The 18,520-nt window shown below is 47.6% G+C and carries 27 protein-coding genes; 19 read left to right on the top strand and 8 right to left on the bottom strand.

Annotated elements, in window-relative coordinates; translation table 11 throughout:
* Nucleotides 1–258: 258 nt before the first annotated feature.
* Entirely contained in the window at nt 259–450 is a 192-nt protein-coding gene (locus tag OEY64_01070; GenBank protein MDH5541532.1) for a hypothetical protein, read from the top strand.
* 119 nt (nt 451–569) lie between these two features.
* Here OEY64_01070 and OEY64_01065 read toward each other — a convergent pair whose 3' ends face one another.
* The gene (locus tag OEY64_01065; protein ID MDH5541531.1) at nt 570–794 is read right to left on the bottom strand and encodes a hypothetical protein; all 225 of its coding nucleotides are present in this window, start codon (nt 792–794) and stop codon (nt 570–572) included.
* 134 nt (nt 795–928) lie between these two features.
* On the opposite strand from OEY64_01065, the gene OEY64_01060 reads away from it, so the two are divergent.
* Both OEY64_01060 and OEY64_01055 read left to right on the top strand, forming a co-directional pair.
* A complete protein-coding gene (locus OEY64_01060; GenBank protein ID MDH5541530.1) occupies nt 929–1,165 on the top strand; it encodes a zinc ribbon domain-containing protein in 237 nt (78 codons plus the stop codon).
* A 347-nt stretch (nt 1,166–1,512) separates the two neighbouring features.
* Entirely contained in the window at nt 1,513–2,118 is a 606-nt protein-coding gene (locus tag OEY64_01055) for an NYN domain-containing protein (protein ID MDH5541529.1), read from the top strand.
* A 45-nt stretch (nt 2,119–2,163) separates the two neighbouring features.
* Here OEY64_01055 and OEY64_01050 read toward each other — a convergent pair whose 3' ends face one another.
* On the bottom strand, nt 2,164–2,547 hold the full coding sequence (locus tag OEY64_01050; protein ID MDH5541528.1) for a RidA family protein: 384 nt from the start codon (nt 2,545–2,547) through the stop codon (nt 2,164–2,166).
* Nucleotides 2,548–2,640: 93 nt separating this feature from the next.
* On the opposite strand from OEY64_01050, the gene OEY64_01045 reads away from it, so the two are divergent.
* A complete protein-coding gene (locus OEY64_01045; GenBank protein MDH5541527.1) occupies nt 2,641–3,813 on the top strand; it encodes a D-alanine--D-alanine ligase in 1,173 nt (390 codons plus the stop codon).
* 14 nt (nt 3,814–3,827) lie between these two features.
* Complete coding sequence (locus OEY64_01040) at nt 3,828–4,127, top strand: hypothetical protein (protein ID MDH5541526.1); 300 nt, start codon at nt 3,828–3,830, stop codon at nt 4,125–4,127.
* An 83-nt stretch (nt 4,128–4,210) separates the two neighbouring features.
* Here the strand turns inward: OEY64_01040 and OEY64_01035 are convergent, their stop codons facing one another.
* The gene (locus OEY64_01035) at nt 4,211–4,948 is read right to left on the bottom strand and encodes a response regulator (GenBank protein MDH5541525.1); all 738 of its coding nucleotides are present in this window, start codon (nt 4,946–4,948) and stop codon (nt 4,211–4,213) included.
* A 420-nt stretch (nt 4,949–5,368) separates the two neighbouring features.
* Here OEY64_01035 and OEY64_01030 point away from each other — a divergent pair, with 420 nt between their 5' ends.
* The 9 genes from OEY64_01030 to OEY64_00990 all read left to right on the top strand — a co-directional run bounded on the left by OEY64_01030 (nt 5,369) and on the right by OEY64_00990 (nt 12,575).
* A complete protein-coding gene (locus tag OEY64_01030; protein ID MDH5541524.1) occupies nt 5,369–6,010 on the top strand; it encodes an MBL fold metallo-hydrolase in 642 nt (213 codons plus the stop codon).
* Nucleotides 6,010–6,900 (top strand): site-specific tyrosine recombinase XerD, encoded by an 891-nt coding sequence (gene xerD / locus OEY64_01025; protein MDH5541523.1) that lies wholly within the window; start codon nt 6,010–6,012, stop codon nt 6,898–6,900. The genes OEY64_01030 and xerD overlap by 1 nt, the downstream gene beginning before the upstream one ends.
* 20 nt (nt 6,901–6,920) lie before the next feature.
* Complete coding sequence (locus OEY64_01020) at nt 6,921–7,280, top strand: hypothetical protein (protein MDH5541522.1); 360 nt, start codon at nt 6,921–6,923, stop codon at nt 7,278–7,280.
* Nucleotides 7,281–7,327: 47 nt separating this feature from the next.
* Nucleotides 7,328–9,730, top strand: a complete 2,403-nt coding sequence (locus OEY64_01015) for a HEAT repeat domain-containing protein (protein MDH5541521.1) — start codon at nt 7,328–7,330, stop codon at nt 9,728–9,730.
* 21 nt (nt 9,731–9,751) lie between these two features.
* Complete coding sequence (locus OEY64_01010; protein MDH5541520.1) at nt 9,752–10,090, top strand: STAS domain-containing protein; 339 nt, start codon at nt 9,752–9,754, stop codon at nt 10,088–10,090.
* A gap of 48 nt (nt 10,091–10,138) precedes the next feature.
* A complete protein-coding gene (locus OEY64_01005; GenBank protein MDH5541519.1) occupies nt 10,139–11,017 on the top strand; it encodes a protein-glutamate O-methyltransferase CheR in 879 nt (292 codons plus the stop codon).
* A gap of 25 nt (nt 11,018–11,042) precedes the next feature.
* Nucleotides 11,043–11,429 carry a response regulator gene (locus OEY64_01000; protein ID MDH5541518.1) on the top strand — a complete coding sequence of 129 codons (387 nt, stop codon included), beginning with the start codon at nt 11,043–11,045 and terminating at the stop codon, nt 11,427–11,429.
* Nucleotides 11,430–11,521: 92 nt separating this feature from the next.
* A complete protein-coding gene (locus OEY64_00995; protein ID MDH5541517.1) occupies nt 11,522–12,310 on the top strand; it encodes an FprA family A-type flavoprotein in 789 nt (262 codons plus the stop codon).
* 13 nt (nt 12,311–12,323) lie between these two features.
* The gene (locus OEY64_00990) at nt 12,324–12,575 is read left to right on the top strand and encodes a hypothetical protein (protein MDH5541516.1); all 252 of its coding nucleotides are present in this window, start codon (nt 12,324–12,326) and stop codon (nt 12,573–12,575) included.
* A 70-nt stretch (nt 12,576–12,645) separates the two neighbouring features.
* Here OEY64_00990 and OEY64_00985 read toward each other — a convergent pair whose 3' ends face one another.
* Nucleotides 12,646–13,314, bottom strand: a complete 669-nt coding sequence (locus OEY64_00985; protein ID MDH5541515.1) for a TrkA family potassium uptake protein — start codon at nt 13,312–13,314, stop codon at nt 12,646–12,648.
* 4 nt (nt 13,315–13,318) lie between these two features.
* Nucleotides 13,319–14,692 carry a hypothetical protein gene (locus tag OEY64_00980; protein ID MDH5541514.1) on the bottom strand — a complete coding sequence of 458 codons (1,374 nt, stop codon included), beginning with the start codon at nt 14,690–14,692 and terminating at the stop codon, nt 13,319–13,321.
* An 88-nt stretch (nt 14,693–14,780) separates the two neighbouring features.
* Here OEY64_00980 and bamD point away from each other — a divergent pair, with 88 nt between their 5' ends.
* Together bamD and OEY64_00970 are read left to right on the top strand one after the other, a co-directional pair.
* Nucleotides 14,781–15,536, top strand: a complete 756-nt coding sequence (gene bamD, locus OEY64_00975) for an outer membrane protein assembly factor BamD (GenBank protein MDH5541513.1) — start codon at nt 14,781–14,783, stop codon at nt 15,534–15,536.
* 54 nt (nt 15,537–15,590) lie between these two features.
* Complete coding sequence (locus OEY64_00970; GenBank protein ID MDH5541512.1) at nt 15,591–15,776, top strand: hypothetical protein; 186 nt, start codon at nt 15,591–15,593, stop codon at nt 15,774–15,776.
* A gap of 147 nt (nt 15,777–15,923) precedes the next feature.
* Here OEY64_00970 and OEY64_00965 read toward each other — a convergent pair whose 3' ends face one another.
* Nucleotides 15,924–16,889, bottom strand: coding sequence for a calcium/sodium antiporter (locus OEY64_00965; protein ID MDH5541511.1), 966 nt, complete (start codon nt 16,887–16,889; stop codon nt 15,924–15,926).
* Nucleotides 16,890–17,082: 193 nt separating this feature from the next.
* On the opposite strand from OEY64_00965, the gene OEY64_00960 reads away from it, so the two are divergent.
* The 3 genes from OEY64_00960 (at nt 17,083) to OEY64_00950 (ending at nt 17,771) form a co-directional block, all read left to right on the top strand.
* Nucleotides 17,083–17,214, top strand: coding sequence for a hypothetical protein (locus OEY64_00960; protein ID MDH5541510.1), 132 nt, complete (start codon nt 17,083–17,085; stop codon nt 17,212–17,214).
* Between the two features lie 118 nt (nt 17,215–17,332).
* Nucleotides 17,333–17,572, top strand: coding sequence for a type II toxin-antitoxin system HicB family antitoxin (locus tag OEY64_00955; GenBank protein ID MDH5541509.1), 240 nt, complete (start codon nt 17,333–17,335; stop codon nt 17,570–17,572).
* Entirely contained in the window at nt 17,550–17,771 is a 222-nt protein-coding gene (locus OEY64_00950; protein ID MDH5541508.1) for a type II toxin-antitoxin system HicA family toxin, read from the top strand. Before OEY64_00955 ends, OEY64_00950 begins: the two co-directional genes overlap by 23 nt.
* A 57-nt stretch (nt 17,772–17,828) precedes the next feature.
* Here OEY64_00950 and OEY64_00945 read toward each other — a convergent pair whose 3' ends face one another.
* Both OEY64_00945 and OEY64_00940 read right to left on the bottom strand, forming a co-directional pair.
* Entirely contained in the window at nt 17,829–18,068 is a 240-nt protein-coding gene (locus OEY64_00945; GenBank protein MDH5541507.1) for a hypothetical protein, read from the bottom strand.
* Between the two features lie 168 nt (nt 18,069–18,236).
* On the bottom strand, nt 18,237–18,520 hold a 284-nt coding region (locus tag OEY64_00940), incomplete at its 5' end, for a hypothetical protein (GenBank protein MDH5541506.1).

Raw genomic sequence — 18,520 nt, 5'->3', positions numbered from 1 at the left:
AATGTCACACATAAATTAACTACGCATTACATCTGTATTAATATAGGCACGATATTATATTAATATACCTATTTCTGGTAGCAAACAAAATAAATAAAACGGCATATTTTTATTACGATGGAGAGCTTTGTATTTATTTAATTACCTGTAAATATGAGTTTATTTTCATAAAATTGTAATTAAAATATGCAATTGGATTTTTTCGGAATACAGCCTAAAAACATGTCGTGAGCGCGCACTTCAAGCGCCAGAGGGATCATGGAGCCGATACGTCCCCCATGCCTGTTGGCGCTTTACAAGAGCTTCCTGGAAATCGAGAAAGGGAGCTACCATTTCAAAGGGCCGATACCTTGCGACAGCGCGGGGCTTCACGGTTTCGCCATAAGGATACTCCCCTATCACAAGAATATGGTCACACCTTACATACCGGGCCTTATTTTCTGGGGTTAGATCCCTCCCATATTTTTTTGGGGGGGGCGTAGGGAGCAAGCCTCTCTTCCTGTCTTGGGGATGCGCGCACGGCATCCGCGATTCGTAGCGTGCAAAAATCCTGAAACGGGCGGAAAGGACTAAGCCTTTAGATCAATACCGCCTTTTATAGTTTTCGGATTTTTGCCGGCCTGAACATTCTTCTGCGTCTCCTGCGCAACGTGCGATTCGACCTGCTTCGAGCTCCTGAGCACATTGGAAGCCATCGATTTCAATCGCCCCGCCGCCTTTCCAGGATTTATACCGCTGCTCTGTGATGGAGGTTTAATACTTCCTGTTCCCGGCCTCTTAATATCTACTTGCATAACACCTGTCCTCTTTAAAAAAAACTATCCTAATAGTCCTTTCGGCACAAATTTGTAAAAGTTTAGCTAAAAAATGATCTTTTTTAATTTTTTCCAAATTAATACATATAGAATACAGCCTGAAAGGTAAAAAGATGCCGATATTTGAATATAAACATGTCGATAAAACTACAAAATGCAGGGATCCATTTGAATTCATTACTCTAGCTGAAAAACCTCTTGATTTCTGCCCCGTATGCCAAGATCGGGTAATTCGAATCCTCTCCCCCTTCTCACATGGGAAAAATCACCTTTCCAACTCCAATCTCAAGGATAAAGGGTTTTCAAAGTTTGTGCGCGACGGCGAAGGCGGATACCGCAAGACAACATAGATACCGGGAATCTGGAAGTGAAAACAAAGTTCGGGGCGGGGGGCGTTTATTGGGGATAAACTTTTTCGGAAATTCCGTACCCGTTCTAAACGTTGGAGGCGTTCAGGGCTTTTTAACGGACGGAACCCCGCCATCCGAACTTTAGCGGCATTACCCGCTTGACTACTTATAGAGCAATCATTGTGCCGTTTATTTATTTCCGCTTATCTCCTTATATATCATGCAGTTAGTCATGAAGAAGATCAATAGTCGCCTGACTAGCTACAAATTTTGTTGGTAGAAAATAAATGACACAAATTTTGAGTGATTTTTTGTTTTATTTTCGTAGGCCGTGATAATATTCACGGATGGTAACGTATCAAAAAGAGCAGTCGACAGTAGGGAAATTCCTTATCAACCAGAAAATCGGCATTTTCATAGACGCTGAGAATGTTGAAATGTCCGGTTACACTATCCACAACGGACGTACCGACTATAAAAAGCTTATCGAAGCGATAGGCGGAATACGGCAGATAACCAGGATCATCTATTACAAGCCTCAGCACAAGGATATAACCGATGATTTCAAGAAGTTCTGGCATGAACAGGGAGGCGAGATAAAGCAGCCGGTAAAGAACGTCGACGCATGGCTGATAATCGATGCCGTAACAATGGCGGAAAAACTCGACGTAGTTGTCATCGTCGGTGGGGACAAGGATTATCTTCCCCTTATCTGGTACATCAAATCGAGGGGGTGCAAGGCCGAGGTCTGGAGCTATCCTGAGACCTGCTCACAGATAATGATAGATTCCGCCGATTACTTCTACGGGATCGACCAGAAATTCATCATCCGGGACAGCAAGGCAAAAACAAACAGGCCCGATGCCGGAAAACAGGTAAAAACTGCGCATCAGAAATCCACGCACCAGAAAAGCAGACAGGACAAGGAGACACTCAGAAAACCGGACAAGTAATCTCCCCTCCGCCCAACCTTTCCTGCAAGAAGGGATTTATTCGAATCAGCCGATTACCGCCACGGCCTCTATCTCGACAAGCGCCTCTTTCGGCAATCCCGCCACCTGGATGGTAACTCTTGCAGGCTTGTGGTCCTTGAACATTGATTCATAAACCATGTTCATATCGGCAAACATCGAAAGGTCCTTCATATATACGGTAGACCTGACGACGTTCCCGAAACCGGCTCCAGCCTCCTTTAGCACAGCTTCAAGGTTGTCCAGAACCCTCTTTGTCTGCTCTTTTATCCCCCCCGGTACGAGTTCCATCGTGGCGGGGTCCAGAGGGATCTGGCCTGCCAGATAAATGGTATTTCCGGCCTTGACCGCCTGTGAATAAGGTCCAATAGCCTTGGGGGCATCCTTTGCGCTGATAAACTTGAGTTCCATCGGCACATTCTATACCTCTTATTGGACGCCGACAATAAAATCATTTGAACCACCCGTTTGATTAATACGTAAAAGAATGTATATTTAACCACTATGTCAAAAAAACGCGTTGGACTGATATTCGGAGGATCTTCTACCGAACACGAAATATCCATAATCACATTCCATCAGGTATTTAAAAATTTCGATACTTCCAAGTTCGATCCTATACCGATCTACATTACACAGGACGGCGATTGGGTATGCGACGACAGGCTGAAGGACGTAACAAGATATGGAGAAATATTCACCGGCAAAAAGAGCGATATCGCAAAATTCAACAGGATGTATATCCCCCCCTACCCTGCAAGGCATGGTGACGCGGGATTTCTTCAAAAGTTCCAGGACAAAAAACTGAATATCGATGTTGCCTTTCCTCTCATCCACGGAGTTGGAGGGGAAGACGGCTCCCTGCAAGGGTTGCTGGAGCTTGCCGACCTCCCATACGTAGGCGCTGGAATAGCGGGCAGTGCCGTGGGAATGGACAAGGTGCTTCAAAAGCGTATCCTTCAATCCGCGGGCGTCCCGATAGTGAAATACCGCTATTACCTAAAGGCCGATATCGAGAAGAGCCATGACAGGATAAAGCAGGAGATCATCGGGAATTTCAAATTCCCCGTGTTCGTAAAGCCTGCGTCATCCGGCTCGTCCGTTGGAATATCACGCGTGAACTCCGAGGAGTTTCTCTCCGTTGCGCTGGATGAAGCGTGCCGATACGACCGCAAGATAATAGTTGAGGAAGGTGTCGAGGAGCCGAGAGAGATAAATTGCGCCGTTATTGGAGACGATACCGAGATAATCACCTCTGTTTGCGAGGAGGTTTACAGCAAGGGATTCCTCGATTACGAACAGAAGTACCTCAAAGGGGGGAAAAAGGGACAGGGAGGGATGTCGAACGTAGCCAGAACGATACCGGCAGATATCCCTGCGGAGACTGAGAAAAAGATAAAAGATATCGCGAAAAACACTTTCAGGGAGCTTGACTGCAGCGGCTGTTGCCGTGTTGATTTCCTCCTTGGGCGTAATGGAGAGCTTACGGTGACCGAGCTGAATTCCATCCCTGGCTCGCTCTCGTTCTATCTTTGGGAAGCCAGCGGTATCCCTTTCCCGAAACTTACTGAAAAACTTGTCGGCTATGCCGAAGCGACTTTCAGAAGAAAAAAAATGCTCCGCCGTACTTCGGGCTTTTCAGCGGTGACGGAGTACCTGAAAAAATCGGCTCACTGATTTCGCCTGACGCCTTGAAAAAACATACATATCGGGTAAACAAGGTAAAGACCAGGCACCATATCCTCAAGGAAGCTTTGCCATACGTTGAACAGCTTCAAAAACTCCCTTTCATCTCGCTGATAGTCCCGGATGTAATAAACAACAACTCCCATGGCCGGAACAGGATGAAGATCTCCACCACTACCAGAAGCGGATTTGACCTGACCTTTGGGGGAGCCGGAGCACAGAAGTTCCATATCGTCTGCCCTGTTACCGAAGAGAACAGGCTTGAAATCGAAAGGACCATAATTAAAGTCGCCGAAGGGGGTTAAAAAGGCTTTTTAAAACTGGCTCAGCGAATAAAAAGGGGGATTCTTTTTGGTTTAGCGGAAACGGGGAGACTCTTCAGTATCTGTTATTTTTGATTTGCCGCAGAAAAGCTGTTTATCAGCCTGTCGATCTTTCCGTCTATTTTCAGGTCGTGTTCGCCAAATTTGAATGTGACCATTATAAAATGCCTTGTTGATGAATCCACCCTGTCCGCCTCCAGCGCTACCAGCTCAGAAGGGACCTTAAAAGGGATCCCATCCATGAATATTGCCAGATGTACCTGGCTGTAAATCCCCACTTCTCCCCCTTTTATCAACGGCGCTCTAACGACACACCCTGATTTTGTCACGCTGTGCAGTGAGGCCGGATGGGAAAAATCATCGCCAAGAATAATATCAACCGGATTCTTCCGTTTTGTTTTAAAGGAATCGAGCTCCTTCTTCTCCATGTCGCTTATTGTTTTTTTCACCTTTTGCATGAAAATGCCGGCAGAGAGAGGTTTTACAAGGTAGTTATTGACTCCCGCCTGAATAGCTTTCACAAGGGAATCCTTGTCCTTTTTATAGCTCATCATGATGAACGGCGTATTCTGGGATTCAGGAATTTTCCTCAGTTCGCCAAGGAGCTCATCCCCTTTCATCCTGGGCATCTCCCACGAACTGAAGATCAGGTCAAAGTTTTCGCCAGATTTTATAAGGTCTACCGCGGCTTCGCCGCTTGGAGCGTCCATGGTTTTTGCAAAGCCAAGTTGTGTGGTCAGCAGGTTGGAGACCCAACGCCTCACTTCCATCTCATCATCAACTATTAAGGCAGTTTTTCCCATTAATCTCACCTATTAAAATTTCAAGATAATGTTCTTTTTTCTAACTTACATATAATAACCTAAAGCAACCAGTGGAAAAAGCAGATTTTTTACGCCCGGATTTTACTTATCTTTCCAGCTCTTTTCCATCTGTTCCAACCGTGAGCCTACAAGCGATGCAAATGACTCGGCATAATGCCCATTTTGCACCATCTGCACGCGATATATCGGGGTTACAAACCCGAAGATCGCGATCCGCCATACATATCCTGCTCCTCCATCTCCCCGGCAGGTCTAAATACTTTCCCTCTCACCAAATTTTATCACCCTGTCCGCTTGTCCGCTTGTACTGAATTCAGGTAAAAGTATTTAATAAATGGAACTGCTCAATCTATTCAAGTGATGTACAATATCGGAAATTATTCAGAGAAAAGGCTGGTTATGAAAATTGAAGTTATTACCGTCGGTCCGATAGACGTGAACTGCGTCATTCTCTATTGCGATGAACATCTGTCGGCAATTGTTATTGATCCTGGGGATAGTGCGGCAAGGATCATCAAATTCATGGAAGAGAGGAAACTGATCCCAAAGCTCGTCCTCAATACCCACTGCCATTCCGACCACACCGGCGGGGTTGAAGCTGTGGCTCGGCACTTCAGCATACCCTTCCTCTGCCACGAGGACGATGCCTGGATGCTGACCAGCAAGGAACAACAGGATATCGCGGACTACCTGGGGGTGAAGAAGGCCCCAAAAAACGACGCCACCGTTTCCGACGGCGAAATAATCGACCTGTGCGAAGATTTCAGCATCAGAATAATACATACCCCCGGTCATACACCTGGAGGGATTTGCATATATGGTGATGGGTTCCTGATTTCAGGAGATACCCTGTTTCTTAACTCCATCGGACGCTCGGACCTTACCGGGGGGAACCACATGCAGCTTCTTGCTTCCATCAAGGAAAAACTTTTCATTTTGCCGGATGACACGATCGTGTTCCCAGGACATGGTGAAACCACCACCATTGGGGAAGAAAAGGAGCATAATCCGTTTCTCCGGCAGCTGGAAGGATACGCTTGATGCTCCCCATTCTGGATGAATGGATCACACACCTTACAGTTGAAAGAAATCTTTCCGAAAATACCGTCGATGCGTACAGGCGGGATATGGAATCTTTTATCGAGTCGCTGAAAACCTCCGGAAAGGATGTTTCCGGCAATATCGATCAGCACGATGTGACAGCGTGGATGACCCTCCTGCGAAAACAGAACATCACATCCCGCTCCATTTCAAGAAAACTCTCCTCTCTCAGGATGTTTTTCAGGTATGGCGTTGCCCGGAACCGGTTTGAGAACGACCCGACCCGGAACATGAAACACCCGGTAAACACGAAAAGACTCCCAAAATTTCTGAACTTGTCTGAGATCGACAGGTTGCTTGAGCAGCCCGACGAAACAACAGCCGAAGGAATAAGGGATTCCGCCATGCTCGAGCTGATCTACTCCACAGGCATCCGGGTTTCGGAACTGGTCGGGATAAATACTTCCGACCTGAACCTGTCGGCAGGCTATATAATGGTTTCCGGCAAAGGTTCTAAAGAGAGGCTTATCCCTATTGGCGAGAGAAGCATTGAAAAACTGGAAAAGTATCTGCTTGAAAGCAGGCCCCTATACGAAAAGGGGAAACGCCCCGTTAAAGCCCTCTTCCTTTCGAGGCTTGGGAAACCGATGACGCGCCAGACGTTCTGGCTTATGTTAAAAAAATATGCGCTTACCGCAGAGATCAGGAGAGGCGTATCGCCTCACATACTGCGCCATTCCTTTGCAACTCATCTGCTGGAAAGAGGCGCCGACCTTAGGTCGGTGCAGTCCATGCTGGGACATTCAACGCTTACGACCACGGAGATCTATACACATATCAACCGGGAAAGGCTTTCAAAAATACATTCGAAAGCCCATCCAAGGGGGTAGTTATCAACATCGCAATCGGTTTGGTCTTCGTCCTTGTGGCCTCGCTCGTCATTGCCCTTATCGCCTATATATCCTCTCCCGCGCAAAAACCGCCCGTCAAGACCGTCGAATCCCTCCCGCCTGTTCCGAAGCTGAAAAAAGAGTTAAAAAGGAGATCGGACATACCAAAGCTCACTATACTGCCGGATGGAAAGGTCATAATTCCCCAGGGAATTCCGAGAAACATGTTCACGATAAAAATCATGGCGGATGAAACGCCCGACCTTGTCATCGGTGTTGTTAAAAACTGGCTCAAACAGGGTAAAAAGAGCAGCGTATTGCCGGGGGCTCCAATGGATCCGAAGGTGCTTGCGGAATACCTGAAAAAAATGAAACATTAGGAATGAACTGCATCATTAGATGATGTTAGCATTAAATGATTAATACCATGAATGAAGTTGAATTCTTTATCAGCCAGTTGGAATCGGAGGAATTCTCCGTTCGCAGACAGGCCGCGGAGATGCTCGGTGAATTCGGCGAGAGTACAGCCGTAAAACCCCTTCTTGCACTTCTGGGGGACGATCATTGGCAGGTGCGAAATACAGCCGCCACTTCATTGGTGAAAATAAAGGAAAAAGAGAGTATCGCCCCTCTTATTGACTGTTTGAGGGATCCGGGAGCAGCCGTAAGAAATACAGCCATGACGGTGCTTCAGGAGATGGGGGAAGATGTTGCCCAGCCGCTTGGAGAAATACTAAATAGCGATCCGACTGTCGATGTCCGCATCTACTGCGCTAATACTCTCGGCAACCTCGGGAAGAAGGAAGCTCTGAATTATCTTCTTAATTCGATTTACGATCCGGATGAAAACGTCCGATACGCCATCGTCGAGGCGCTCGGAAGAATAGGGTCCCCGGAGGCTGTCGACACACTACTTGAAGCGGTTGTAAAGGAAGAAACTTGGTCCAAATTCCCCTATATAACCGCGCTTGGATTGATCGGGGATGAGCGCGCGCTCCCTTCGCTGATTGAAATGCTTGATGATCCAATCCTCGGCTACCCGGCAATTTCCGCCATCGGGATGATAGGAGAGCTTGGCGGTCTCCTCCCGATAATAAACGTCATCTCAGGCACCGATGACAAAAACCTTATAAAGGCTGGAATAACCTCCCTGGCGATGATAAGGGACAGGGAAAGGGAATTCGCGAAGATAACCCGGCATGGATTTTATTATTACAAAGCCAACCTTGAACTGAAAAAACTCGATTCATCGCATATTATAGACGCGATAATCGAGATGCTCTCTGGAGGAAAAACGGAAGAAGTCAAATCCGCCCTGAACATACTTTGGGATTTCAGAGGCAAATTCTCCGTTGAGCATCTTCTCCCGCTACTTGAGGACCCCGCTTTTGAAAATGAAGTTCGCGAACTGATAACAGTGCAGGGCCCGGGCATATTGGCAAATATCTTTGCCGGATTGAAATCCGATAAAAAGCAGGTATTGAGCAATCTTATAAGGATTATCGGCCTCCTCGGAAAGGAAGACGACTCTGAAAGACTCCTTCCTTTCCTTGACTCTCCCGACAGCGATATCGTTGCAGATACGATCAAATCACTCGGGATGATGCAGGCATCTCTGCAGTTTGACAAAATCGTACCGATGCTTTCATCCCCCGAAGAGTCCATAAGGAAAGCGGCCGTAGGCGGGATGTCTCTCCTGCAAAAATTCAACAGGGAAAAAATCAAGGCTCTCACCAGATCCGGCAATGAAAATATCCGATGGGGCGCGTACCGGGCTCTCGGCTTTTCATCAATGGGCGACGTGGCGCCTATTCTCCTCAATGGATTTTCTGATCCCTCCCCAAAGGCCCGCGCCGCGGCCGTACACTCCTTTGGATACCAGGGAAACAAGAACAGAGACAACATTTCCGAAAAGGATCTTTTCACATCCATTTCAAAGCTGTTCAACGATGATGATTTCTCGGTTAGAGTACAGTCGATATGGACCTTAAGCAGTATCGTCCATCCGACAGCAAATGAACTCCTGGTAAATCTGCTTGGCGAGGTAAAACCAGATACCCTTAATTATGTGGTAAGGGCTATAGGGAAGCGCCGCCTGACGGAAGCTTCCGAGCCTCTTTTGAAACTGCTTACCTCAGATACGAATTCCGAAACTAAAATAGTTGCCATCACAGCTCTTGGTAAATGCGGCGACGAAAAGGCAATACCGGCGCTAAGGAACATCCTTGACGATGAAATACCGGAATTAGTTGCAGAAACTGTCTCAACTCTTGCTCTGCTAGGCGGTGAAAAGGAATCGGAATCCATCCTCCCCTGCCTCGAAAGGGAGAGCTGGATAATACAATCTGCCGTTCTCGGATATATAACGGACTACACAATCGACAGCGCCCTACCCCGGGTGGAAACCTTTTTAAAGCTCCTGCCAAGGGACGATTCGAACATTCTTCTTTTGCACAAAGCCATGAAGGCGCTCTCTGTTATCGGAGGGGCCGAACATGCGGAAATGCTCCTTGAGTATCTCGGTGTTGAAAAACACAGGTTTGAGGCGTACTCCGCGTTAAATACTATAACGGACAAACATGGGATCGTATTCGACCCGTCTGCGATTACAAATCACACTATACGGAAATTCGTCTATTCACTCCCAGCTTTTATAGAAAAGAGTGAATCCGTAGAATTCCTTTTCAAGGGACTCCAAGCCGCGTCTCCTTCGATCAGAAGAATATCCGCGCTTGCCCTGTCGTCGTCTGCCGACAGCAAGATAATTGACCTGTTACAAAAAGGGGTTGAAGGTGAAAATGACCCCTGGATCAAGAAACTTACAAGCTAATATTTTGCCATTGGAGGTAATGTGATCATTGAATCTGAAAATATCGGGGATATAACAGTAGTTCAAATCGACGGGAAATTGGATGTGCACTCGACGCCAGTATTCATGGAGTTTGCGGAAAAACTCATGAAAGACGGAAGATACAAATTAGTTATAGACATGAAACTGACTGAATTCATCTCGAGCTACGGACTCGGTGCGTTTGCAAGCATTCTCAGGAATTCTCAGGCCAATGGCGGCAATGTCGCCCTTGCTTCCCTGAATCCCGATATTAAAACCCCTTTCGAGGTTACCGGACTTTTATCGAAGTTTGGTGTTTTTACAGGCAGGGACGACGCCGTAAAAAGTTTTAGCAAATAGAAGCCGAAAGAAAACGCCTTTCGCGAAAAACAAGGATAACAGTCTAATATGGCGCTAACAATCTCCGCGGAGGAGCTGAAACTGTTTGAGGATTACCTGCGGGAATACTCAGGGCTTGTCTTCAAAGGCGCCCAGGAAGATCTTTTCAAAAAAAGAATCCTCATGAGGGTGGAAGCCAACAGCCTCGGCAGCGTCAAGGACTACTACCATTTCCTCCGGTTTGATTCCAAAAAGGAAGAGGAGATCATACTTCTTTTGAATCTTGTCACCGTAAACGAGACATACTTTTTCAGGGAACCTCCGCAGATGGAAATGCTGAAAAATTCTTTCCTCCCGATGCTGAAGGAAAGCAAACAAAAAAGCGGAATTAAAAAGATCCGCATATGGTCCGCCGCCTGTTCAACCGGAGCCGAACCGTATACGATGGCTATTCTCATCGTGGAAAGTGGACTTTTTAGTCCCAAAGAATGGACAATAGAAATATTGGGATCCGACATAAATACCGAAGCCCTCAACGTAGCAAAACAGGGCATCTACAACGAATTTGATTTCAGGGCCACTGATGCAAACATAAGAACAAAATATTTCTCCCATGACAGCGGCAGGTATTTCAAACTGGATAAAAAAATTATCGACATGGTGAAATTCTCAAGAATCAATTTCTTCAACAGTAGCCAGATGGCGTTCGTGAAGGACATTGATCTTATACTTTGCAGAAATGCCCTTATCTACTTCGATTCTGACGGGAAGAGCAAGATCGTAAAGAACTTCTATGATTCGCTGGCTCCTGGGGGATTCCTGTTAATAGGACAAACTGAGTCCTTGTTCAAAATAACAACACTTTTCGACATGAAACCGATGTCCAAGGTCATAATGTACCAAAAACCTCTTATTTCCGCTGGAGGCAAGAATGCTTTGCCTAAATAGCCAAACAATAATAGAATAAAAAACCATGTCGAATAATTCTAAAACTGTATTGGTAGTGGATGATTCCTCGACATTCAGAACGATGGTAACATTCGCCTTGAAAAAGATGGCCTCCCTCGATAACCATATTCAGGCCGCCGACGGATTGGAAGCGCTCGACGCGCTCGCTAAAAACGAGATAGATCTTATAATCTGCGACATTAATATGCCGAACATGGATGGACTGGAATTCCTGAAAACCATAAAAGGCGACGAGAAATTCAGGAACATACCGGTGATCATGATCACCACCGATGCCATGGAGGAGGACAGGAATTTGGCAAAATCCCTGGGCGCGAACGCCTATCTCCAAAAACCGTTCAAACCGTCAGAGCTCTTTGCTGAATTGAAAAACATCCCGAATTTTTTGTAGATTTCACGATTTAGTTTTATTATCCTGCATGAGTAGGTTAAAATGACACAGATTGTTGAATAATTGAGCTAATAATCCGGAGCAATGCAAAATTGAAAGATACTTACAACGACAGTGATGCTATTGAGATCGCGCCAGGTGTCTACCACCTGGGAGTTCAAGACATTCCAAACAGCTTCAACAATATCCCTTATCTCATCGTAGACGGCGGTGAAGCGGTCGTAATCGACCCCGGCTCGGCCAAACCTGAATTCTTTAATGTCGTGATGAAAAAGATCAGAGGGGTTATCGACATGAAGAAGATAAAGCATATCATCGTCCAGCATCAGGACCCAGACCTCTGCGCCGCCATTCCGCTTATTGAAAAGGAGGTTCATCCGGACGTCAAGGTCTATGCTCCACTGGAGGCGAAAGTCCTTGTGCAACATTACGGCTTCACCTCCCCTATGGTACCTCTTGACGACGACGACGAACTGACATTCGGCAACGACCGCACCCTTCAATTCATAATGACGCCGTATTGCCACTTCGTAGGTTCAATGGTCACCTACGATTTCAAAACAAAAAGCCTCTTCTCATCTGACGCGTTTGGAGGATTCACCGGGAAGTCGAGCCTTTATGTCGAGGTAGAGTACCCGGCACAGCTTTCGGCGTTCCTCGGGCAGTACCTCGGATCGAAAAAGGCTCTTGAGTACGCGCTGAAGAGGATCGAAAAACTGGACGATCATTACGGGATCGAGCTGATTTGCCCGCAACACGGCTGCCTCATCCCTAAGGGTATAATCGCCGCCTATATCAAAGCCGCCCATGAACTGCATGTCGGAGGAGAAGTCGACGCGCTGGCGGCAAAACACGGCATAAAACTGAAGCATTCTCAGTAGGGATGTATTGCATATGATGGATAATCCCGCAGGAATATTTAATGATATCCTCATAACTGCCATGAGGGTCAGCACGGAAAATGAAAGGATCAGATCCATTTTTGAGAGATCAGGCGTCATCCTCAACGACGACATGACCGTAAAGGAGATTGAAGGCGATCCGATGAATACCCTTTCGGTGCTTATGTCAAACCTCTCCGAGATGGCAGTCGTGAAAATAAGCGCCAAACAGGTTATTCGTCAGGCCGGTATAACCCTCAAATAGCGCCCCTTCCTTTTCAGGTTTGCGTTTCCGTCTATTTGAGTCCGCATCCGGCTCAGAAAAAGAGAATGACTTACTCGCTTTGATCTTCCAGTTTCGCCAGGTCTTCATCACGTCCCATCAACACGAGGACGTCCGACTCTTTCACTATCGTATCCGGGGCCGGTATGAGATTCATTCTCTCAGGGACTATCTCCTTTACGGCTATTACCTGAACTCCGAATTTATTGCGCAACTGAATATCCTTTATGCTCTTCCCGACAAACGACTTCAAAGGTACCACCTCCATTATGGAGACCCCTTCCGTAAGCGGGAGGAAATCCATTATGTTCGGAGATGAAAGGGAGTGAGCGAGCTTTTCGGCCATGTCCCTCTCTGGAAAGATCACTTCAGTCGCGCCTATCATGCTGAGTATCTTCCTGTGATCCTCTGTGATAGCCTTTACGACTATCTCATTCAACCCTATCTCCTTCAGGTGGAGGGTGACGAGGATGGAGTGATCCATTCTTGTTCCCAGGCTGACGATCGCGATATCGACATCCTTTATCCCCAGCGAGAGAAGCGTATCCTTGTTGGTGGCATCAGCGATTATCGCCTGCGTTGAATAGTCTTTTATTTCCTGTACGACATCCTTGTCGATGTCGATGGAGATCACATCGTGCCCGCGCTCGAACAGACTGCGCGCAAGATAAAACCCGAACTTCCCAAGACCTATTACCGCAAACCTCTTTGTCTTTTTCATAGCGCTATCCTACCATAACCGATTCTTCTGACAACTTGAACGACGCTTTCCCCTTCTCCCTGGTACCGACCAGCACCGCAATGGCAAGCGGTCCCAGCCTCCCGGTAAACATCATCAGCACAACAAGGAATTTCCCGATACCGGAAAGTTTCGGCGTTATCCCCATGCTCAGCCCCACGGTGCCATGCGCCGACACCGCTTCGAAAAGAATTTCCATGAATGTCGCCCTCCCCCCCGTATGCGGATCCACAAGATGCGCTTCCGAAACGAGAAGAAAAAAGAGGAATATCGTCATTACAATAACGGATAAAAAGACTATCGATATCGACCTGGAAACTATCTCCTCCGGTATGGCCCGGTTGAATATATGCGCAGATTCGTGCCCCCTGTATCTCGACATCGCAAGACCTATCAGTATGGCAAAGGTCGTAACCTTGATACCCCCCGCCGCCGAGCCAGGCCCCCCCCCTATGAACATGAGCAACATGAAAAGGTAGAGGGTGGAATTGTTCAAATAGAAAAAATCGACGTTTGAAAAACCGGCGGTTCGCGCGGAGACGGAATGGAAGATCGAATTCGTTACCTGCTCATAAAACGGCAATCCGGCAAGGACGCCGTTGCGCTCAAACAGATATATCCCAAGCGCCCCGACAACGGTCAAACCCGCTGTATAAACCATAACTATCCTCGTCTGAAGCGACCAGTTCCTCTTCGCGACGCTGGGATATTTGATCCTCTCGTAAAACTCACGGTATGTCATGAAGCCGAGAGCGCCCCCCCATATCAGCACGGTGAATATAATATCCTGTATCGGATTCTTTGGCAGGGAGTCGAGCCCTTCCGGCAATATCGATATCCCGGCGTTGAAAAATCCCGAAACGGAATGAAAAAGCCCTACCCAGATTGCCGTCGCCGGCGGGAACATGTCCCACAAGTACCAGGTGAGGCTCACGGTTCCCAGCGCCTCAAAAGCGAGCACCAGGACAAGTATGGAAAGTATAAGTTTGTGGAGATCTATCCTGTATGAAGAGGAAAAACTTTCATGAACCATCGAGGAGCCCCGTATCGACATCGACCTCCCGAGCATGATCATGAAGAACGAAGATACGAACGTAATCCCCATCCCCCCTATCTGGATAAGAAAGAGGAGCACCACCTGCCCGAAAAAGGTAAAGGTCTCAGCCGCGTTTACGGTCATCAGTCCCGTTACGCATGTGGCGGATGTCGACGTGAAGAGCGCGTCAATGAACGATATCGGCACTTTGTGCGAAACAGGGAGCATGAGCAGAACGACGCCAATGAGAATAACCACGAGGAACATAAGGGCCATAACATGCGGCGGCGACAGCCGGGACCATACGCGCTTTCCTGAAACCATATCCGGGTAATTTTACCCGTTTTGGGGGATGAAAACAGAAAAAGAATAGCAGTATTGCCATCCCCCCTTTACAGGGTAGAATGTCCCGATGAAAATGAATGCCAAACTGATACGGAACATCGGCTCCCTCCTGATCTGCGGAGCCATCCTCTCCGGTTGCGCCACGACCGATAAGCAGATACTTGCAAACGAGAGCTTCGACGAAGCAAACTACTATTTCGCCAAGGGGAAATACGAGTTTGCGCAAAAAAAGTACCAGGAGATCCTCGATGAGTTCCCGGACAGCCCGCTGAGGCTACACGCGCTGCTCGGCTCAGCCGACTCATACTATATGCAGGGTGATTTCTACCTCGCCGCTCCGGTGTACAAGCGTTTCCAGGAGCTATATCCGCTCGATGAGAGGACACCTCACGCCCTCTTTTACGAAGGGATGAGCTATTACCGGGATATCAAGGATATCCCGCGCGACCAGTCGGCTACCGAGGAGACTATTGAGGCCTTCACGAATTTTGTCATGAAATACCCGGGCCACCCGGCACACGGTTTCGCGAAGGAAAAACTTGGCTCACTGGAAGAACTCCTCGCGCAAAAGCAGATGTACATAATCGAATTCTATTTCAGGATAGACGCCTTCGGCTCCTGCATCAGGCGCGTTGACGAATTCGTTGCCATTTTCCCCTCTTCCAAACTAGTCCCGCGCGCCCTCCTCCTCAAGGGGAAGTCGTATCAGAACGAAGAGGCGTTCGCAAAAGCTAAAAAGGTTTTCGAAGATCTGGTCGCAAGCTATGGCGACACGGACTCCGCCTTGGAAGCAAAAACCGAGCTGAAGAAGATGAACGGCTGACCTCCCAAAATCCGAAAAACCCTCATCTCTGGTAAAATGGGGATCGGAGGAGCTATGGCAGTATCACCAACCGACAGACTACCGCCTCTAGAGGCGGTCACCAGGCCGAACAGGGAGCTTTCCGACCACGGGCGCGAAGTCCTGCAAAGCGAATCACAACAGAGAAAAGATTCCACATGGCAACGCATCTCCGCCGCTGAACGCTCAAAGATAGGGACACGCGTCGATATCGTCGCTTAAAGAACCGCTCTCCCGCCATATTTCGCTATCGTCCGATTTCCGATGCGGTTTATCTGCTCAATCGGCAATTTCTGGTTTCTGTGACGACAACTTTTACGGCGTTACGCGGTGCGGAGTGCGGCGCCGCAAGGGGAACAGGAAAATGTTCTAAAAGACGCTATGTATCAGATAGGCCGTATAGCCGATGTAGGAGAACAGCAGTATCCCCCCCTCCAGACGGTTTACACGCCCCTCCCCGCGGAATCCGTAGCCGAGTAAAAATAGGAATAGGGTCAACAGGCTCATTACGAGGACATCGCGCGAAAGCACCTCCGGCTCTATCATCATAGGGTTTATCACCCCGGCTATGCCAACAACCGTAAGGGTGTTGAAAAGGTTGGAACCTATCACGTTGCCGATGGCGAGGTCATGCTCACCCTTTCGCGCCGCTATCAGCGATGAAGCGAGTTCCGGAAGGGATGTCCCGACCGCAACTATCGTAAGGCCGATTATAAGGTCGCTCACACCCAGCGCGCGGGCTATCTCCACGGACCCCCAAACGAGCATCCTCGAACTGGCAATAAGGATCACAAGCCCGACCACGAGCCAGAAGGCCGCCCTCCCCACCGACATAGCGATGGAGGAAAGCTCCGCCTCTATCTCCCCTTTCAGCGTGTCGGCTCGCTCCCGCAAGCCTAGCCGGATGCTCCAGACTGTAAGTATGCAGAACACCGATAGAAGGATAATCGCGTCTATACGGGAGAGATCGCCGTCCCAGAGAAGCGCTATCGTCAGCCCGGTAACGGCTATAAGGGCGGGGAGCTCCCTTCTGATTATCTGCGAATGGATCGCTATGGGACCTATTAGCGCGGTCAGGCCGAGTATCAGGGCGATGTTTGTGATGTTGGAACCGTACGCGTTGCCGAGAGCGAGGCCGGGATTCCCCTGTAATGATGCGATGGCGGAGACCACCATCTCGGGAGCGGAGGTGCCGAATCCGATTATCAGCATCCCCACAAGGAGCGGAGGGACGCCGAAATGGCGCGCCACCACGGCGGAACCTTCCACAAAACGGTCCGCGCTCCATACAAGGAGAACCAAACCGATGATGATACTGATTAATGCCAAAGTCATAATGCGCCTCTCAACGCATTCTATCAGTTATAAGTTTTAGATTGGCAAGATAATGTAAGAAGCATTCCCTTTTTGTCATTCCCGTGAAAACGGGCTCCAGCCCTACAGTTTCGTTAATGAGAAAAACAACTGGCTCCCCGCCCGCGCGGGGATGACAATTCTATCAAAACTTAGCGAAGTGCATCTTTAGGAAATGTTGTCGGAAAAAGGGAACCCGGAATACAAAAGCCTAAACGCTGTACTGAAAGCGATGAGGCTAAGCCTTGCCGTCACCGCCACACCAAAGAGACCCAAGAGAAAAGTAAAAACGGCATCCTCCGCCTGACGCCCAGCCGAAATAAAGAGAAAATAAGGAGAACGTCCACTTTTCTAATAGGGAACAGGGTTTTTAAAGCTTTTGACTTTTTAATATTATGGATGCAAAATATGAGCATGGTAAAATTATGAAAACATATTATAAGGTTATATTTGAGCCGCAGGTTGAAGGCGGATACACAGTAACAGTACCATCGCTTCCCGGGTGTATATCGGAAGGGGATACCTTCGATGAAGCTCTTTTGAATATAAAGGACGCGATTACCCTATACATTGAAAGTCTAAAGGCGGACGGAATCCCAGTGCCGGAAGAGAACCGTCTCTTCCTTGAAGTGGAAACAATAGTTGAAGAAACTGCCGACGCTTAATGGCAAGAATACTGTTAAAGCGTTAGTCAGGGCCGGTTTCAAAGAACTTCGACAAAGCGGAAGCCACAAAATACTTAAAAAGGATAATTTTCGGGTCACAGTCCCGATGCACTCAAGGGATCTCAAAAAGGGGACATTGAATAACATAATCGAACAGGCAGGCCTGACAGTTGAGGAATTTATAAGTTTCCTAAAATAATCGCTGTGCCGAATTCTTGAGAATGTATCATAAAAAAGGGAAGCGTCACCTTTTGCACTACTTCATTTTCGTTATTCCTATGCTAATCCCTACAATTATCACACCTAATTCGGCTATGATTATACTTGGTAACTGCTCGTCTCCACGACCCATTATGAGCCCTAAAAGCCCTAAACATGTAAACAAACCGCCCAACACAGCAAAAACTAGTCCCGAGGTTGTTACTATCGAATGACTAACTATCTTCATTCCTTTTTGAAAGCCTGAAATACCCTTCAAATCTGAACTTTTTTTCATCTATTTATCCCCCGTATTTTAATTCTATAAAATAAATTTACTTATAGCTTTGGAACAGAACAATCTCTCTTCATAATCCCCCGTTCCGTTGACAAATGACTGGTACAAGGTTCGTACTATAGCATAAATGAATTTAATAAAAGGAGCGATCCCTTTTAATGATGGTAACTACGAGAGGCGGGAGACGGAGTCTTTGAGGCTGGCGAGTTTATTTTTCAGCTCTTCGTTCTTCGCCATGTCCTTTTCGAGGACATCCTTCGGCGCGTTCTTCACAAAATTTTCGTTTGAGAATTTCTTTTCGAAATGCCCGATATCGGTCTCGACCTTTGCTACCTCTTTCTTAAGGCGTTCCAGCTCCGCCCTTTGTTCACGCCGCTTTCGCCGGAACAACACGGTGAATCCGGCAATAATGCAAATGCTTCCCGATTGATTATTTTGGATATTCCGGGTGG

The sequence above is a fragment of the Nitrospinota bacterium genome (assembly GCA_029881495.1).
Taxonomy (GTDB): Bacteria; Nitrospinota_A; UBA7883; order JACRGQ01; family JACRGQ01; genus JAOUMJ01.
This window is presented reverse-complemented; position numbering and strand designations above follow the sequence as displayed.

What these genes read in the sequence shown, in the direction of transcription:
- OEY64_01070 (MDH5541532.1), top strand. Translation starts at nt 259, where the DNA reads ATGGAGCCGATACGTCCCCCATGCCTGTTGGCGCTTTACAAGAGCTTC.
- OEY64_01065 (MDH5541531.1), bottom strand. Translation starts at nt 794, where the DNA reads ATGCAAGTAGATATTAAGAGGCCGGGAACAGGAAGTATTAAACCTCCA.
- OEY64_01060 (MDH5541530.1), top strand. Translation starts at nt 929, where the DNA reads ATGCCGATATTTGAATATAAACATGTCGATAAAACTACAAAATGCAGG.
- OEY64_01055 (MDH5541529.1), top strand. Translation starts at nt 1,513, where the DNA reads ATGGTAACGTATCAAAAAGAGCAGTCGACAGTAGGGAAATTCCTTATC.
- OEY64_01050 (MDH5541528.1), bottom strand. Translation starts at nt 2,547, where the DNA reads ATGGAACTCAAGTTTATCAGCGCAAAGGATGCCCCCAAGGCTATTGGA.
- OEY64_01045 (MDH5541527.1), top strand. Translation starts at nt 2,641, where the DNA reads ATGTCAAAAAAACGCGTTGGACTGATATTCGGAGGATCTTCTACCGAA.
- OEY64_01035 (MDH5541525.1), bottom strand. Translation starts at nt 4,948, where the DNA reads ATGGGAAAAACTGCCTTAATAGTTGATGATGAGATGGAAGTGAGGCGT.
- OEY64_01030 (MDH5541524.1), top strand. Translation starts at nt 5,369, where the DNA reads ATGAAAATTGAAGTTATTACCGTCGGTCCGATAGACGTGAACTGCGTC.
- xerD (MDH5541523.1), top strand. Translation starts at nt 6,010, where the DNA reads ATGCTCCCCATTCTGGATGAATGGATCACACACCTTACAGTTGAAAGA.
- OEY64_01015 (MDH5541521.1), top strand. Translation starts at nt 7,328, where the DNA reads ATGAATGAAGTTGAATTCTTTATCAGCCAGTTGGAATCGGAGGAATTC.
- OEY64_01005 (MDH5541519.1), top strand. Translation starts at nt 10,139, where the DNA reads ATGGCGCTAACAATCTCCGCGGAGGAGCTGAAACTGTTTGAGGATTAC.
- OEY64_01000 (MDH5541518.1), top strand. Translation starts at nt 11,043, where the DNA reads ATGTCGAATAATTCTAAAACTGTATTGGTAGTGGATGATTCCTCGACA.
- OEY64_00990 (MDH5541516.1), top strand. Translation starts at nt 12,324, where the DNA reads ATGATGGATAATCCCGCAGGAATATTTAATGATATCCTCATAACTGCC.
- OEY64_00985 (MDH5541515.1), bottom strand. Translation starts at nt 13,314, where the DNA reads ATGAAAAAGACAAAGAGGTTTGCGGTAATAGGTCTTGGGAAGTTCGGG.
- OEY64_00980 (MDH5541514.1), bottom strand. Translation starts at nt 14,692, where the DNA reads ATGGTTTCAGGAAAGCGCGTATGGTCCCGGCTGTCGCCGCCGCATGTT.
- bamD (MDH5541513.1), top strand. Translation starts at nt 14,781, where the DNA reads ATGAAAATGAATGCCAAACTGATACGGAACATCGGCTCCCTCCTGATC.
- OEY64_00970 (MDH5541512.1), top strand. Translation starts at nt 15,591, where the DNA reads ATGGCAGTATCACCAACCGACAGACTACCGCCTCTAGAGGCGGTCACC.
- OEY64_00965 (MDH5541511.1), bottom strand. Translation starts at nt 16,889, where the DNA reads ATGACTTTGGCATTAATCAGTATCATCATCGGTTTGGTTCTCCTTGTA.
- OEY64_00960 (MDH5541510.1), top strand. Translation starts at nt 17,083, where the DNA reads ATGTTGTCGGAAAAAGGGAACCCGGAATACAAAAGCCTAAACGCTGTA.
- OEY64_00955 (MDH5541509.1), top strand. Translation starts at nt 17,333, where the DNA reads ATGAAAACATATTATAAGGTTATATTTGAGCCGCAGGTTGAAGGCGGA.
- OEY64_00945 (MDH5541507.1), bottom strand. Translation starts at nt 18,068, where the DNA reads ATGAAAAAAAGTTCAGATTTGAAGGGTATTTCAGGCTTTCAAAAAGGA.